This is a genomic window from Okibacterium fritillariae (assembly GCF_052783725.1).
This window is the reverse complement of sequence record NZ_CP199917.1, coordinates 1,015,401-1,029,692: the sequence shown is the minus strand read 5'-3', so window position 1 is coordinate 1,029,692 and position 14,292 is coordinate 1,015,401. Positions and strand designations below refer to the sequence as shown.

Here is a 14,292-nt window from a genome sequence, read left to right as displayed (position 1 = left end):
CTTCTACGGGGGGCGTGTCGGCGGCCGGCTACAGCATGCAGCTGACGCAGCCGTCGACCTCGGTGCCTTCGAGGGCGAGCTGGCGCAGACGGATGTAGTAGATCGTCTTGATGCCCTTTCGCCATGCGTAGATCTGCGCCTTGTTGATGTCGCGTGTGGTGGCGGTGTCTTTGAAGAACAGCGTGAGCGAGAGGCCCTGGTCGACGTGCTGCGTTGCCGCGGCGTAGGTGTCGATGATCTTCTCGGCGCCGATCTCGTAGGCGTCCTGGTAGTAGTCCAGGTTGTCGTTGGTCATGAACGGCGCGGGGTAGTAGACGCGGCCGAGCTTGCCTTCCTTGCGGATCTCGATCTTCGAGGCGATCGGGTGGATCGACGAGGTCGAGTTGTTGATGTAGGAGATCGAACCGGTGGGCGGCACGGCCTGCAGGTTCTGGTTGTAGATGCCGTACTGCTGGATGGACGCTTTCAGCGCCTTCCAGTCGTCCTGCGTGGGGATGTGCACGTTCGACGTGGTGAACAGCTCGGCCACGCGGGCCGTTGCGGGCACCCAGGCCTGGTCGGTGTACTTGTCGAAGAACTCGCCCGAGGCGTAGGTGGAGTCGTCGAAGCCGTCGAACTTCTCGCCGCGCTCGATCGAGATGTTGTTCGAGGCACGCAGGGCGTGGAACAGCACCGTGTAGAAGTAGATGTTCGTGAAGTCGATGCCCTCTTCGCTGCCGTAGTAGACGCGCTCGCGGGCGAGGTAGCCGTGCAGGTTCATCTGGCCGAGGCCGATGGCGTGCGACTTGTCGTTGCCGTCTTCGATCGAGCGCACCGAGCGGATGTGGCTCTGGTTGCTGACCGAGGTGAGGCCGCGGATGGCGGTCTCGACGGTGGCGCCGAAGTCGGGCGAGTCCATGGTGAGGGCGATGTTCAGCGAACCGAGGTTGCAGCTGATGTCCTTGCCGATCTGGTCGTACGACAGGTCGTCGTTGTACGTGGTCGGCGTGTTCACCTGCAGGATCTCGGAGCACAGGTTGGACATGTTGATGCGGCCCTTGATGGGGTTGGCCGCGTTGACGGTGTCTTCGTACATGATGTACGGGTAGCCGGACTCGAACTGGATCTCGGCGAGCGTCTGGAAGAAGTCGCGGGCCTTGATCTTGGTCTTCTTGATGGCCGGGTTGTCGACCATCTCGCGGTACTTCTCGGTGACCGAGATGTCGGCGAAGGGCACGCCGTAGACGCGCTCGACGTCGTAGGGCGAGAAGAGGTACATGTCCTCGTCCTTCTTCGCCAGCTCGAACGTGATGTCGGGCACGACGACGCCGAGGGACAGCGTCTTGATGCGGATCTTCTCGTCGGCGTTCTCGCGCTTGGTGTCGAGGAAGCGCAGGATGTCGGGGTGGTGCGCCTGCAGGTAGACGGCACCGGCGCCCTGACGGGCACCCAACTGGTTGGCGTAGCTGAAGGAGTCTTCGAGCAGCTTCATGACGGGGATGATGCCGGATGACTGGTTCTCGATCTGCTTGATCGGCGCGCCGGCCTCGCGGATGTTGGAGAGCAGCAGGGCCACGCCGCCACCACGCTTCGAGAGCTGCAGGGCGGAGTTGATGCCGCGGGCGATCGATTCCATGTTGTCTTCGATGCGCAGCAGGAAGCAGGAGACGAGCTCGCCGCGCTGGGCCTTGCCTGTGTTGAGGAACGTGGGCGTGGCGGGCTGGAAGCGGCCGGCGATGATCTCTTCGACCAGGCCGATGGCGAGCTTCTCGTCACCCTGGGCCAGGCCGAGGGCCGTCATGACGACGCGGTCTTCGAAGCGCTCGAGGTAACGCTTTCCGTCGAACGTCTTGAGCGTGTAGGACGTGTAGTACTTGAACGCGCCGAGGAAGGTCTGGAAGCGGAACTTCTTCGAGTAGGCGAGGTCGTTGAGCTTCGTGATGAACTCGAACGAGTACTGGTCGAGCACGGCCTGCTCGTAGTACTCCTTCTCGACCAGGTAGTCGAGGCGCTCTTTGAGCGAGTGGAAGAAGACGGTGTTCTGGTTGACGTGCTGCAGGAAGTACTCGCGCGCGGCTTCACGGTCTTTGTCGAACTGGATCTCACCGTTGGGGCCGTAGAGGTTGAGCATCGCGTTGAGCGAGTGGTAATCGAGCGCCTGGGGCGCCGCCACCTCGGTCAGTGTGTTTGCCAAAATGATTCCAATCCGTCATGGACCACGCTCACGTCGTCCGGGGTTCCGAATACTTCGAACTTGTACAGGGTGGGAACCTTGCACTTGCTCGAGATGATGTCTCCGGCGATGCCATACGCTTCGCCGAAATTGGTGTTCCCCGCGGCGATGACACCGCGGATGAGGTTTCTGTTGTTCGCGTCGTTGAGAAAACGGATGACTTGTTTGGGCACGGCGCCGCCTTCGCCTCCTCCCCCATAGGTGGGGGTGAGGAGGACGAAAGGCTCCTCGGCCGTGATCGCCGGGTCGCGTGCATAGAGGGGAATTCGAGTCGCCTCGACACCGAGCTTCTGGACGAAGCGGTGCGTGTTGCCCGAAATGCTCGAGAAGTAGATCAGTTTGGTCAACGGACCGATGCCCCCTCGGGACTGCGCTGCGGATGAGCGCGGTGCGTGGTGTTGCTGACGTGCGTGGTGCTGCGGTGGCGCGTGTGGGCGCCGAGTGTTGCGAGCGCCGGATCAGGCGAGGCGGTCGGCCAGCTCGGAGATCTTGTCGGGGCGGAAGCCGGACCAGTGGTCTTCGTCGGTGATGACGACGGGGGCCTGCAGGTAGCCGAGGGCCTTGACCTGCTCGAGAGCGTTTTCGTCGGCCGACAGGTCGAGGACTTCGTACTCGATGCCCTTGCTGTCGAGCGCACGGTAGGTAGCGGTGCACTGGACGCAGGAGGGCTTGGTGTAAACCGTGATAGTCATCGCCGGATGGCCTTTCATTCTGAGAAATCTGATACCGCGAAAAAAGACTCCGCTTTGTTCACGGTGGCGGGTGTGGAACGGTGACGCAGCGGAGCGTGTGAAGCAGTAACTCAATACTACATATAGTGTGCGATGACGGCTACACCCCCAGGGGTAGTAGTTACATCTGTGTAGTTATCCACGGGAGTTTCCACCGAAAAGCGGTAGTTATCCACCGGTTATCCACCGAAAGTGCACAGGTTCTCACGGCCCGACAACGCCGGAATACCGGCCTTCTCCCGGTGTCGGCGGGCGATCTCTCCACAGATTTCACGTTACGACCGACCACCGACATTTCCACCTCCCGAGACACCCGCACGGCGTGTCGCGGGCCTTCTAGACTGGACCCCATGAGCAGTTACTCGAGCCTTCTGAAAACACCCGGCGTGGCTCGGATCATCGCGGCTCAGCTCGTGGCACGTTTCCCCTTCGGAATGCTGTCGCTCGCCATCCTGCTGCACGTCGAACGCCAGACTGGCAGCTACGGTGCGGCCGGCGCCGTACTCGCGGCCGCCAGCATCGGCCAGGCCATCGCGGGCCCCCTCACGAGCCGCTGGATGGGCCAGTGGGGCATGCGACGCGTGCTCTGGCTCACGCTCGCGGTGTGCGTCGTCACGGTCTCGATCATCGCCGTCGTGCCCATGGGCGTCGTCTTCTATATGGTGCTCGCGTTCATCGCCGGGCTGAGCACACCGCCCATCCAACCCGCCGTTCGCACCATCTACCCCAAGATGGTCAACTCCACCCAGCTCACTCCCCTCTTCTCCCTGGATGCCTCGGCGCAAGAGATCATCTGGGTGCTCGGCCCCGTCATCACCACGTTCACGTCCACGCAGGTGTCGACGGTCGCGGGCCTGGTGCTCGCCGTGGCGCTCATGATCGGCGGCGGCACCTGGTTCATCTCGAGCCCCGAGGTCGGCCGTGTGCGCATCCCCCGCAGCCGCCGCAAGCTCGGCGTCGTGCTGAAGAAGCCGGCCGTGCTGCTCGCCACCGTCGTGGGCTTCCTGCTCATCGGCGCATGCTCGGCGCTCGAGGCGGGCGTGGTGGCCGTGTTCGGGCACTCGGGCCTCGAGGCCGGTGTCGTGCTGGCCATCTTCGCGCTCGGCAGCCTGCTGGGCGGCCTGCTGCTCGGCCACATCCCGATCGGCCCGTGGGCCCTCGCCCGTCGCATGCTCATCGTCGCCGTCGGCATGACCGTGGCCTTCGCCATCCCCGGTTTCTTCCCCAACGTCATCTGGCTCTCGGTCACCCTGTTCGTGGCGGGCATCGGCATCGCGCCGGCCCTCGCCGTGCTGTTCGCCATCGTGTCGTCGTCGGTCAAGTTCAGCGACACGGCAGAGGCCTACGGATGGGTGGGCACCGGCCAGCTCATCGGTGCGGCCATCGGGTCGGCCGCGGCGGGTGTGCTCATCGACGCGAACGGGGCCGTCGGGGCATTCTGGGCGGCATCCGTTTTGGCCATCGTCGGATTCGTCGTGCCCCTGCTGGGCCGCCGCTGGCACCCCGACCTGCGCGGGCGCGACGCGAGCCCCATTCCCGACACCGAGCCCATCCAGGTGCAGCCGTCTTAGCGGCGACTCCGCGCACGACGACACGAATTGAGGCAGGCATGACCTCCGAGGCCGCGACCCCGAACCCGCTCGACGACGAGCTACTCGAGCGCATCCGCGCACGGGCGGTCGTGCACGATGCCGAGAACACGTTCTTCGACGACGACCTGGCCGAGCTGCAGGCATCCGGATACCTGCGGGCTTTCGTGCCGACCGAATTCGGGGGCCTCGGGCTCGGCCTGCCCCAGATCGCGGTGCTGCAGGCGCGCCTGGCCGGGGCCGCACCCGCCACCGCGCTGGCCATCAACATGCACCTGGTCTGGACCGGGGTGGCGAAGCTGCTGCACGACCGCGGCGACGACTCGCTCGAATTCGTGTTGCGCGGCGCGGCCGACGGCGAGGTCTACGCTTTCGGCGTGAGCGAGGCCGGCAACGACCTGGTGCTCTTCGGCAGCGACACCGAGGCGCGCCCCGACGGCGAGGGCGGCTACTCGTTCCACGGCACCAAGATCTTCACGTCGCTCTCCCCCGCCTGGACGACGCTCGGCACCATGGGCCTCGACACGATCTCGCCCGACGCCCCGAAGGTGGTCTACGGTTTCGTCGGCCGCGAGGGAACCTCGTCGAAGGATGACTGGAACACGCTCGGCATGCGGGCCAGCCAGAGCCGCACCACCATTCTCGACGGGGCACACGCATCCGCCGACCGCGTGGTGCGCCGCCTCGATCCCGGGCCCAACCCCGACCCGATCGTCTTCGGCATCTTCGCGAACTTCGAGATCCTCATCGCCTCGGTCTATACGGGCATCGGTCAGCGCGCGCTCGACCTCGCCGTCGAGACCGTGAAGAAGCGCACCTCGAAGAAGACGGGTGCCGCCTATGCCGCCGACCCCGACATCCGCTGGCAGATCGCCTCCGCATTCATCGCCCAAGACGGGATCCCCCCGCAGATCGACGCGCTGGCTCGGGACGTCGAGGGTCAGGCCCCGCATGGTGCGGCGTGGTTCCCCAAACTGGTCGGCCTCAAGGTGCGCGCCACAGAGAATGCGCGCGTCGTCGTCGATCACGCTATCCGCGTCTCGGGCGGATCCAGCTACTTCGCGAGCTCTGAGCTCAGCCGACTGTACCGGGACGTGCTGGCGGGCATGTTCCACCCCTCCGACGCCGAATCGACGCACTCGACCGTGGCGTCGGGTCTGCTCGGGCCCGCGTAATTCCATCCGGAGTGCACCGCTGGGTGGCCGGCGAGTCTCACGGGACGCTCGGCGCACGGGCCGAGCGGTGCGCGTCTGGCTTTGGCTTCCGCCAAGTGATATGTTGATGTTCTGACGCGGTGCTCGCCGCTGTCGCGAGCCCGCAAAGGAACCCCATGTCAGCAGCACATCCTTCTCGTCGGAGCAGTCAGCGCATCGCACGGTTCGCGGCCGCCGCCAGCCTGGTCTGCGTCGTCGGCGCAGCCGGTACGGCAAGCGCGTTTGCCGCCAGCCCGCAGCGCGCCTCGGAGGTCGCGCTAACGGCTTCGTCATCCGCGGAAAGCCCGAACGTCTCCGCGTCTCCCCTCGCGGCGGCCGACGCGGCGGCGTGGGCACCCGTCGACGGCGAGGCCATGAACTATGCGGTCAACGGTGAAGTGGGTGCGGCGGGAGTCGGCGCCGCGGCCGAAGCGATCGCTGCCGCGGGCGGACGGGTGTTGGTCGCCTACCCCGAAATCGGCGTCACGATCGCGCAGACCACCCGAGCCGCGTTCGCCACCGAGGTCGCCGCCGCATCCGGCATCGTCTCTGCCGGGCCGACCCGCACGCTTGCCGTCACCGATGGCGCGACGCCGCCGGCGCCGATGCCGCTCGCCGAAACGCTCCCCTCATCGTCCGATCCCGACCTTCCCCAGGAGGGCGACGCGTGGGATGTCGCGGGCGCGCGCACGGCCGCCGCTCACTCGGTGACCACTGGGTCCGCCGACGTCGTGGTCGGCATTGCCGATAGCGGCATCGACGACACACACCCCGATCTGGTGGGGCGCGTCGACCCGGCGCGTTCCGTGGGCTGCTCGGTCAACGGCATCGCGAATACCGATCGCGCCGCGTGGCTTCCCGACTCGAGCCCACACGGAACGCATGTCGCCGGCACGGTGGGTGCCGCTCGAAACGATTCCGGCATCGTCGGAGTTGCTCCGTCCACCACTCTCGCCGCAATCAAGGTCGGCGACGCGGCGGGGCGCATCTACCCCGAATACGTCATCTGCGGGATCATGTGGGCTGCCGAAACCGGCATCGATATCGTGAATCACAGCTACTTCGTCGACCCCTGGCTCGGCTGGTGCCCTGACGAGGCCTCACAGGCAGCCGGGCTCGAGGCCACCCGCCGCGCGTTCGCTTATGCGACGAGTAAGGACGTGTTGTCGGTCGCGGCCTCTGGCAATAACGGCATCGACTTCGACGCGCGCAAGATCGACACCTCGAGTCCGGACGAAAGCACACCGGCGAGCCGACCGGTCTCCGGAGCCTGTACCAATATTCCTGCCGGCCTGCCGGGGATCCTCGGCGTCGGAGCCTCCGAGCTCGAGGCCTCGTCGGGCGAAACCCGCTACGCGACCCTGTCTAATTACGGCGCCGACACCCTCGACATCGTCGCCCCCGGCATCTCGATCTGGTCGTCGACGCCGCCGATGAACGGGGCCTTGTTCGCGCCGTTCCCGGGCACGTCGATGGCATCGCCGCATGTGGCCGGGGCAGCCGCGCTCGTGAAGGCGAAACATCCGAATGCCACGCCCGCCGAGATCACGACAATCCTGACCGATGCGGCGCGCGCGGGCACCTGCCCGTCCGGCGTCAGCGACTGCCCCGACCTGGACAAGAGGCGAATGGGGGCCGGGCATCTGGATATCGCCGCGAGCCTCGGGGTCGTCACCCCCGACTCAGTGCCGACTATCGGCATCACGTCGCGCAAGATGTCGACCACGGAGGATTTTCCGGTCGTCGCAACCGGATTCCGGCCGGGTGAACCTGTCGATATTCGCCTGACACAGGGCGCTGTGGTGCAAGATCTGACCTCGGCAACCGCGGATGCTCGGGGCGAGGTACACGCGTCGGTACGACCCACGGCGACTCCGGGATCCGAGCCGGTCACCCTCTCCGCCGTCGGCCGGACATCGGCTTCTGTAGCGTCCACTCCCGTGCTCGTCACCGTCGGTGTCGCACCCCCGACCATCGCCTCTCCGGCAGCCGGGGCGCAGCTACCCGTCGGTGTCGTCACGATCAGCGGCACCGCCACGCCGGGTGCCGCCGTGGCGGTCTCCCTGACCAAACCCAGCTGGGACCCCAACGTCGATGGCGCCCTGCCGAAGCCGCCCGCGGCCGCACCGGGCGAACCAGTGCCCTTCGACCCCAGCACCGGCATCAGTAATGCCCGCACGGTCGCCGATGCGACGGGCGCGTGGTCGGTGAGATTCGCCGTGCCCGCCAACGCCTACAATGTGTCTGCGCGCCAGCGGGTCGACGGAGTCGCCTCTCCGGCAAGCGCGGCGATCGCATTCGACGCGGTGACCGCAGTGCCGACGTCCACGCCGACACCAACCTCGACCGCGTCTCCCACTCCGACGCCGACGCCGACCGCGACCCCGGAACCGAGCCCGCAACCCACGGCCGGAACGGGTGGCAGCCTACCGGGCGACGCCGACGCCGCGGCGACCGGCTCACCGGCGCCGATGGGCACCCCGGGCGCCGGCGCGAGCACGAGCGCGAGCGGCTCCAGCTCCAGCTCCAGCTCACCGTCCACCCAGGGCGCCGGGCCGGCGACAGGCGTCTCGGACTCCGCCCTCGCCGCGTCCGGAGCGGCGGGCGACACCGTCCTGGCGGTCCTGACGGCTTCCGGCCTGCTCCTTACCGGCATCGCCGCCTGTGCCGGCACGCGACGCGCAAGCTCGCGCGGTCGAGCGTGATCTCAGACGCGTTCCGAGACGGCCGGCGACACGCCCTGCGCGCCTGACGCGGCTTCCGATCCGAGCATCGCCTCGGGTCGGAGGTCGAGGCGGCGCAACAACTGCGCGTTGACCGCGACGACGACCGTGGACAGCGACATCAGAACGGCGCCCACCTCCATGGGCAGCACGAACCCGACGGGCGCGAGCACACCGGCCGCGAGCGGCACCGACAGCAGGTTGTAGCCGGCCGCCCACCACAGGTTCTGCTGCATCTTGCGGTAGGCGCGACGAGACATCTCGATCGCGCCGACGACGGCCCGCGGGTCGCTCGAGGCGAGCACGAGGCCGGCACTCGCGATCGCGACATCCGTGCCCGCGCCAATCGCGAGACCCACGTCGGCCTGGGCGAGGGCGGGGGCATCGTTCACGCCGTCACCCACCATGGCCACGCGACGGCCATCGGCCTGGAGCGTCGCGACGATCGAACCCTTGTCGGCCGGAAGCACCCCGGCGAAGACCTCGTCGATGCCCAGCCGGGCGGCGACGGACCGGGCAACGGGCTCGGCGTCGCCCGTGATCATGGCGACGCGGATGCCTCGAGTGTGAAGTTCGTCGACCGCCTGACGCGACTCGGGCCGCACCTCGTCCGCGAGAGCCACGACCCCGAGCAACTCACCGTCTCGGAGCACACTCAACACGGTGGAAGCCCGAGCATCGTCGCCGGCGCCCTGGTGTCGGTCCTGGCCCCCGCCCGCACCTACCGTCGCGGAGCGGGCGGGTTCGAGGCCGGCGCGACGCAGCATCTCCGGCCCGCCCACGCTGATGGCCTGAGCGCCGACGCGTGCCGACACCCCCACGCCGTTCTCCGATTCGAACCCGGTCGACGCCGGCACGGAGAGCCCCCGCTCGACCGCGGCACGCACGAGGGCACGCCCGAGCGGATGTTCGCTGTCCTGCTCGGCGGCCGCGGCAGCGCTCAGCAGCTCGTCGTCCGCCACGCCGTCGACGGGCACGAGATCGACGAGGACCGGGCGACCTACCGTGAGCGTTCCGGTCTTGTCGAACAGAACGGTGTCGACCGTGCGCATCGCTTCGAGCGCCATCCGGTTGGTGACGAGGATGCCAGCGCGCGCCGCGCGTTCGGTGGCGATCGACACGACGAGGGGGATGGCCAAACCGAGGGCGTGCGGGCAGGCGATGACGAGCACGGTCACGGTGCGCGTGACGACATCCTCGGGCGTGCCGAAAATGGACCACGCGACGACCGTGAGAACGGCCGCGCCCAGCGCATACCAGAACAGCAGGGCCGCAGCCCGGTCGGCGAGCGCCTGTGCCCGCGACTTCGAGGACTGCGCCTTCTCGACGAGGCGACGGATGCCGGCGAGCGCGGTCTCCTCCCCCACCGCCGTCACGGTCACGCGCACGCTGCCATCGGCGGCCACCGTTCCGGCTACGACCGTGTCCCCGGCCTCGTGCAGGACGGTCGCGGACTCGCCCGTGATCATCGACTCGTCGAAGGATGCCGAACCCTGAACGATGCGTCCGTCGGCCGGCACCCGACCTCCCGGCCGGATCACAACCGTGTCGCCGGCCTCGAGTTCGGCCGGCGAAACCGTCTCGACACCGTCTTCGGTGACGCGTTCAGCCGTGTCGGGCAGTAGCGAGGCCAGGGAGTCGAGCGCGCTGGCCGACTGCGCGAGCGACCCCATCTCGATCCAGTGCCCGAGCAGCATGATCACGATGAGGAGGGCGAGCTCCCACCAGAAGTCGAGCTCATGACTCAGGATGCCGAGCGTCGCGCCCCACGACGAGACGAACGCCACCGTGATGGCGAGCGCGATGAGCAGCATCATGCCGGGTTGGCGCGACCGGATCTCCGACCAACCGCCCTGCAGGAAGGGGATGCCGCCCCAGAAGAACATGACCGTTCCGAGCACCGGGGAAATCCAGGCGACGACCGGGTTCTCGGGGAGCGTGTAGCCCACCAGTGAGGCGAACATGGTGTTCGCGAGCACGACCGGAACCGCGATCGCCAGCATGATCCAGAACAGGCGACGGAACTGGGCAACATGATCGCCGTGGCCGCCGTGGCCGTGATGGCCCGCGTGGGCGTCATGGCCAGCATGGGCGTCATGGCCAGCGTGGCTCTCATGGCCGTCGTCGCTGGCATGGGACTCGTGGGCACCATGGCCTGCGTGGCCCATGTGGGTGTCGTGACCTGGACCTGCGTGGCCCATGTGGGTGTCGTGACCTGGACCTGCGTGGCCCTGATCCGGTGCGGAATGCTCGTCGTGGTTCTGGTGAGTCATAGCCCCACGGTATACCCCCCTGGGGTACTAGCTCAACCCCTAGCCGCGGTTATTGCCCAGCTCGAACGCCTTGAGCAGCTCGGCGACGGCGGCTTCGCGAGCATCCCCACCCTCTTCGAACATCTCGGTGACGTGGGTGCGCAAATGGTTCTCGATGAGCAACTTGTTGAGCGAGCCGAGCGACTTCTGAATGGCCAACGACTGCGTGATGATGTCCATGCAGTAGTCCTCGTTGTCGACCATTTTCTCGATGCCGCGCATCTGGCCTTCGAGGATCTTGATGCGGTGCAGGGCGCGTTTCTTGATGTCGGCAATCACGCGCCCAGACTACCCCTGGCGGGTATCGGCGTTCTCAGGATGATGCGCGACAGTAGTGACAGCACGGTGACAACGCCGCTGCGGCGGAGGTAGACTTACTAGATCGTCTACCTGACGTCACGCTTCACGAAAGGACCACCATGAGCGCTCTTTACACCGCATCGGCCACCTCCACGGGCGACGCCCGCAGCGGAGGAAACACCCGCTCGAGCGACGGCATCCTGAACATCGACATGGCGATCCCCACCGAAATGGGCGGCTCGGGCAAGGGCTCGAACCCCGAGCAGCTGTTCGCCGCGGGCTACGCCACGTGCTTCCACTCCGCCGTGAAGCTCGTCGCCGGTCAGATGAAGGCCCCCATCACCGACTCGGCCGTCACCGCCGATGTCAACCTGTTCCCGACCGACGAAGGCGGCTTCCTGCTGGGCGTCGCCCTGCACGTGGAGCTCGGCAACGTCGACCAGCAGACCGCAGACGCCATCGTCGAGAAGGCCCACCAGGTCTGCCCGTACTCGAACGCCACGCGCGGCAACATCGAGGTCACGGTAGACGTCGAGGTCGGTTAACCCCCTCTTCGCCCTGGTGGGAGACGTACTCTCAGCAGCTTTTGAGGTCGCGGCCCCGCGGTGTGAAAACGCCGTGGGGCCGCGGGTCTATCTGCCGGAGGACCGCTCTTTCGGGCAAGATGGAACATCGACACGCCGATATCTGAATCTGACGTGGTATCAGTTTGCAATTCTGAGTTAGCATATGAGAATTCTGCAATCGTTTTCTCCCCGAAGGAGCCACCGTGCCGGTCCCCACCACTCCCCAAGCCGTCGCTCCTGTTTCCCGCCTCCTGCGCGACCAGGTTTTCACCCGCGTCCTCGAGGCCATCCGTGCCGGCGACTACAAACCCGGTGACACCCTGGCGGACGAGGATCTCGAGTCGTGGCTCGGCGTCTCACGCACACCGATCCGGCAGGCACTGGCGCGTCTCGTCTCGGTGGGGCTCGTCGAGATGGAACCAAACCGCTACACGCGCGTCGCCTCGATCGACGCCCGCGAATTCATGAACTCGACGGGCGCTCTCGTCGCACTCTGGAAGCTGGCGGCCGAGTCGACCATGGGCAAGCTGTCTTCCTCTGACACGAAGAAGCTCAAGGGTTTGTTCGATCAGGCGGTGCAGGCCCTGAAATCGGCGAAATCGGTCGGGGAGGTCATCGAAAAGACCCTCGAGCCGCTCGCCTTCCTCGCCGACAAATCGGGCAACAGCGAGCTCAAGCGCATCCACGACGATGTGATCATCCGCGAAGAATTCCAGGTGCGCGGCATCTCCGACCGGCTGTCGACCAAGAGTTACCGCAAGCACCTCACGGCCATTCGCGACGCCTATCTCGACGCACACGCGGCAGGCGTCGCATCGGCACTCGACGATCTGCTCGCGTCCTCCCTCGAGCGCGGCCAGGAATATCTCGACGAACTCGACGAGCCGGCCTCCACTCATGTGGCGTCGCGTCGGCGCCTGCTGCAAGACGACGTCTACGAGCGCATCGCGCGGGCCATCGTCGACGGCACGCTCTTGCCCGGCGAGGTCCTGCGTGACGACGAGCTGACGGCCTGGCTGCAAGTCTCCCGCACACCCTTGCGCCAGGCCCTCGATCGGTTGGCCGACAACGGTCTCGTCGAGACCGCCCCCAACCGCTACACGCGGGTAGCCGTGCCGACTCCCGAGCGATTCCGCGCCCAGTGCGAGGTGTTGGGGTCGCTGTCGGCGTACTCTGCCGAGCGCGGCGCCGCAAACCTTCCCGCCGAAGACCTCAGCCGCCTGACCGAGGTCGTGAAGACCTTGCAGAAGAAGCACACCGACTCCGATGCTGCCGCTTTCGCCGACCGCCTCTCGCTCACGTCGGATGTCGTGACGATGTTCCCCCGTGCGTTCGGAGACCGACGACTCGCGACCCTTCTCGCCGATATGACCCTCGGCATCAACCAGTTCCTCGTCGCGCACCACAGCGAGCTCAACCCGGCGCGCCAGGCCGAGCTCTACCCCGCGTTCCTCGAGGCGGCGAAGAAGCGTGACGGCGATCGTCTCGCCTCGCTCTCACGGGATCTGTGGCGCAGCGGGGTCGAGACGACCCTGTCGCAGCTTCCCGGGGCCGCGCAGGTCTCGGCCTGATCCGAGAAGTCCGACCGCCGGGCGCGGCCGCCCATCATCCGGTGGCGCGGCCACGCCCGAGCGCCTGACGACCCGTCCCCACCAGGTGCCGCGCACCACTGCGGGCGTCGGCCACTCGGGCGATCTCGACATCCAGCGCCCGCCACGCGAGCTGGAAACCTTCGCCGGCGATGAGCGCGTCGTTGTCACGGATGCCGTCGCCCAAGATGACGAAACCATCGAGGCTGTTACCGAACCCGATCTCCTCGGCGAACGGCCTGATGAAGAATGCCATCTGCAACCGCACGTCCGAGATGAGCGTGCGGAGGAGAGGGTTGCGGCATCGCACCTCCAGGCTGTCGAGGAATGCCAGCCATTCCGGGATCAGTGCCGGAGACGCGGTCCTCGAGCTCTCGAGGACGCACAGAACCGCGACCGTGTGCTCGAGGAACTCGGATCGCGCGTCGGAATCGCCGAGGCATTGATCGAGGACCGCGCAGTACAGGACTCCCGCCGTTTCGAAGACCCGGCGCAGCGAGGCCGAGCACACGCCCGCGATGACCACTCTGCCCTCGGACCCCTCCGAGGCGATGCCGAGCCGGATGAGGACATCATCCACGCGGGGCGCCTGCGACATGGGCAGGCCCAATTCCCGACCGATCGCGCCCGTGTCGAACGAGCGGCCCGGCGGCAGGGAGTCGAGCGCGACAGAGGCTCCGTCGTGGTTCGGCCGGACTTCTCGGCGCAGATAGTCGACGATGTCCCGATGCGTTCGCGGAGCGATGGTCAGCACGTGTGTCCCTTCTGATGCACGGCAGAGCCGAGCGGTGGAGCGTGAAGGCGAAATGCTCCCGCTGGCGATCGGGGTCTGGTGCACTTCGTCGTCGGTCTGGGAAGGCCTGGGGCCGTGCGCATCGTCCTCGTCGCTCACGACTCAGGCGGCACACGAGGGGTGCCGCGGCGCGCATGACTGCGCGAACCGACCCCCCAGTTCATCGGACGTAAGAAACGTGTCTGAAAGGATGATATATCGATACGGCCATGCACACAACTATGTATATGAACAACCCCTGTTTGGGAAAAGTTTCGCGAGGTATGTTGGTCAGTTGGAGGAAA

11 protein-coding genes are annotated in these 14,292 nt (G+C 66.7%); 5 read left to right on the top strand and 6 right to left on the bottom strand.

From position 1 onward, the window contains the following. Positions 1–28: 28 nt before the first annotated feature. The 3 genes from nrdE to nrdH all read right to left on the bottom strand — a co-directional run bounded on the left by nrdE (position 29) and on the right by nrdH (position 2,904). Positions 29–2,173, bottom strand: a complete 2,145-nt coding sequence (gene nrdE / locus ACUWEX_RS04875; RefSeq protein ID WP_079727091.1) for a class 1b ribonucleoside-diphosphate reductase subunit alpha — start codon at positions 2,171–2,173, stop codon at positions 29–31. Further along, a complete protein-coding gene (gene nrdI, locus ACUWEX_RS04870; protein WP_077053682.1) occupies positions 2,158–2,559 on the bottom strand; it encodes a class Ib ribonucleoside-diphosphate reductase assembly flavoprotein NrdI in 402 nt (133 codons plus the stop codon). The genes nrdE and nrdI overlap by 16 nt, the downstream gene beginning before the upstream one ends. 111 nt (positions 2,560–2,670) lie before the next feature. Further along, positions 2,671–2,904, bottom strand: a complete 234-nt coding sequence (gene nrdH / locus ACUWEX_RS04865; protein WP_077053683.1) for a glutaredoxin-like protein NrdH — start codon at positions 2,902–2,904, stop codon at positions 2,671–2,673. Between the two features lie 389 nt (positions 2,905–3,293). Between nrdH and ACUWEX_RS04860 the strand changes: the two genes are divergently transcribed. From ACUWEX_RS04860 to ACUWEX_RS04850, 3 genes are all read left to right on the top strand, one after another. After that, positions 3,294–4,514 carry an MFS transporter gene (locus ACUWEX_RS04860; RefSeq protein ID WP_079727089.1) on the top strand — a complete coding sequence of 407 codons (1,221 nt, stop codon included), beginning with the start codon at positions 3,294–3,296 and terminating at the stop codon, positions 4,512–4,514. Between the two features lie 38 nt (positions 4,515–4,552). Beyond that, positions 4,553–5,707, top strand: a complete 1,155-nt coding sequence (locus ACUWEX_RS04855; RefSeq protein WP_445997283.1) for an acyl-CoA dehydrogenase family protein — start codon at positions 4,553–4,555, stop codon at positions 5,705–5,707. Positions 5,708–5,862: 155 nt separating this feature from the next. Then, the gene (locus ACUWEX_RS04850) at positions 5,863–8,430 is read left to right on the top strand and encodes a S8 family serine peptidase (protein ID WP_445997282.1); all 2,568 of its coding nucleotides are present in this window, start codon (positions 5,863–5,865) and stop codon (positions 8,428–8,430) included. A 2-nt stretch (positions 8,431–8,432) separates the two neighbouring features. Here ACUWEX_RS04850 and ACUWEX_RS04845 read toward each other — a convergent pair whose 3' ends face one another. Together ACUWEX_RS04845 and ACUWEX_RS04840 are read right to left on the bottom strand one after the other, a co-directional pair. Beyond that, on the bottom strand, positions 8,433–10,721 hold the full coding sequence (locus ACUWEX_RS04845) for a heavy metal translocating P-type ATPase (RefSeq protein WP_445997281.1): 2,289 nt from the start codon (positions 10,719–10,721) through the stop codon (positions 8,433–8,435). A 39-nt stretch (positions 10,722–10,760) separates the two neighbouring features. Continuing rightward, the gene (locus ACUWEX_RS04840; protein ID WP_077053688.1) at positions 10,761–11,039 is read right to left on the bottom strand and encodes a metal-sensitive transcriptional regulator; all 279 of its coding nucleotides are present in this window, start codon (positions 11,037–11,039) and stop codon (positions 10,761–10,763) included. A gap of 140 nt (positions 11,040–11,179) precedes the next feature. Here ACUWEX_RS04840 and ACUWEX_RS04835 point away from each other — a divergent pair, with 140 nt between their 5' ends. Together ACUWEX_RS04835 and ACUWEX_RS04830 are read left to right on the top strand one after the other, a co-directional pair. Then, a complete protein-coding gene (locus tag ACUWEX_RS04835) occupies positions 11,180–11,605 on the top strand; it encodes an organic hydroperoxide resistance protein (RefSeq protein WP_445997280.1) in 426 nt (141 codons plus the stop codon). Between the two features lie 224 nt (positions 11,606–11,829). Beyond that, the gene (locus ACUWEX_RS04830; RefSeq protein WP_445997279.1) at positions 11,830–13,197 is read left to right on the top strand and encodes a GntR family transcriptional regulator; all 1,368 of its coding nucleotides are present in this window, start codon (positions 11,830–11,832) and stop codon (positions 13,195–13,197) included. Between the two features lie 34 nt (positions 13,198–13,231). On the opposite strand, the gene ACUWEX_RS04825 is transcribed toward ACUWEX_RS04830, so the two are convergent. Further along, on the bottom strand, positions 13,232–13,969 hold the full coding sequence (locus tag ACUWEX_RS04825; protein WP_445997278.1) for a hypothetical protein: 738 nt from the start codon (positions 13,967–13,969) through the stop codon (positions 13,232–13,234). Between the last annotated feature and the right edge of the window lie 323 nt (positions 13,970–14,292).

Bases quoted from the DNA above. Each gene is read 5' to 3' on its own strand.
- nrdH (WP_077053683.1), bottom strand. From the start codon at position 2,904: ATGACTATCACGGTTTACACCAAGCCCTCCTGCGTCCAGTGCACCGCT.
- ACUWEX_RS04860 (WP_079727089.1), top strand. From the start codon at position 3,294: ATGAGCAGTTACTCGAGCCTTCTGAAAACACCCGGCGTGGCTCGGATC.
- ACUWEX_RS04850 (WP_445997282.1), top strand. From the start codon at position 5,863: ATGTCAGCAGCACATCCTTCTCGTCGGAGCAGTCAGCGCATCGCACGG.
- ACUWEX_RS04855 (WP_445997283.1), top strand. From the start codon at position 4,553: ATGACCTCCGAGGCCGCGACCCCGAACCCGCTCGACGACGAGCTACTC.
- ACUWEX_RS04835 (WP_445997280.1), top strand. From the start codon at position 11,180: ATGAGCGCTCTTTACACCGCATCGGCCACCTCCACGGGCGACGCCCGC.
- ACUWEX_RS04845 (WP_445997281.1), bottom strand. From the start codon at position 10,721: ATGACTCACCAGAACCACGACGAGCATTCCGCACCGGATCAGGGCCAC.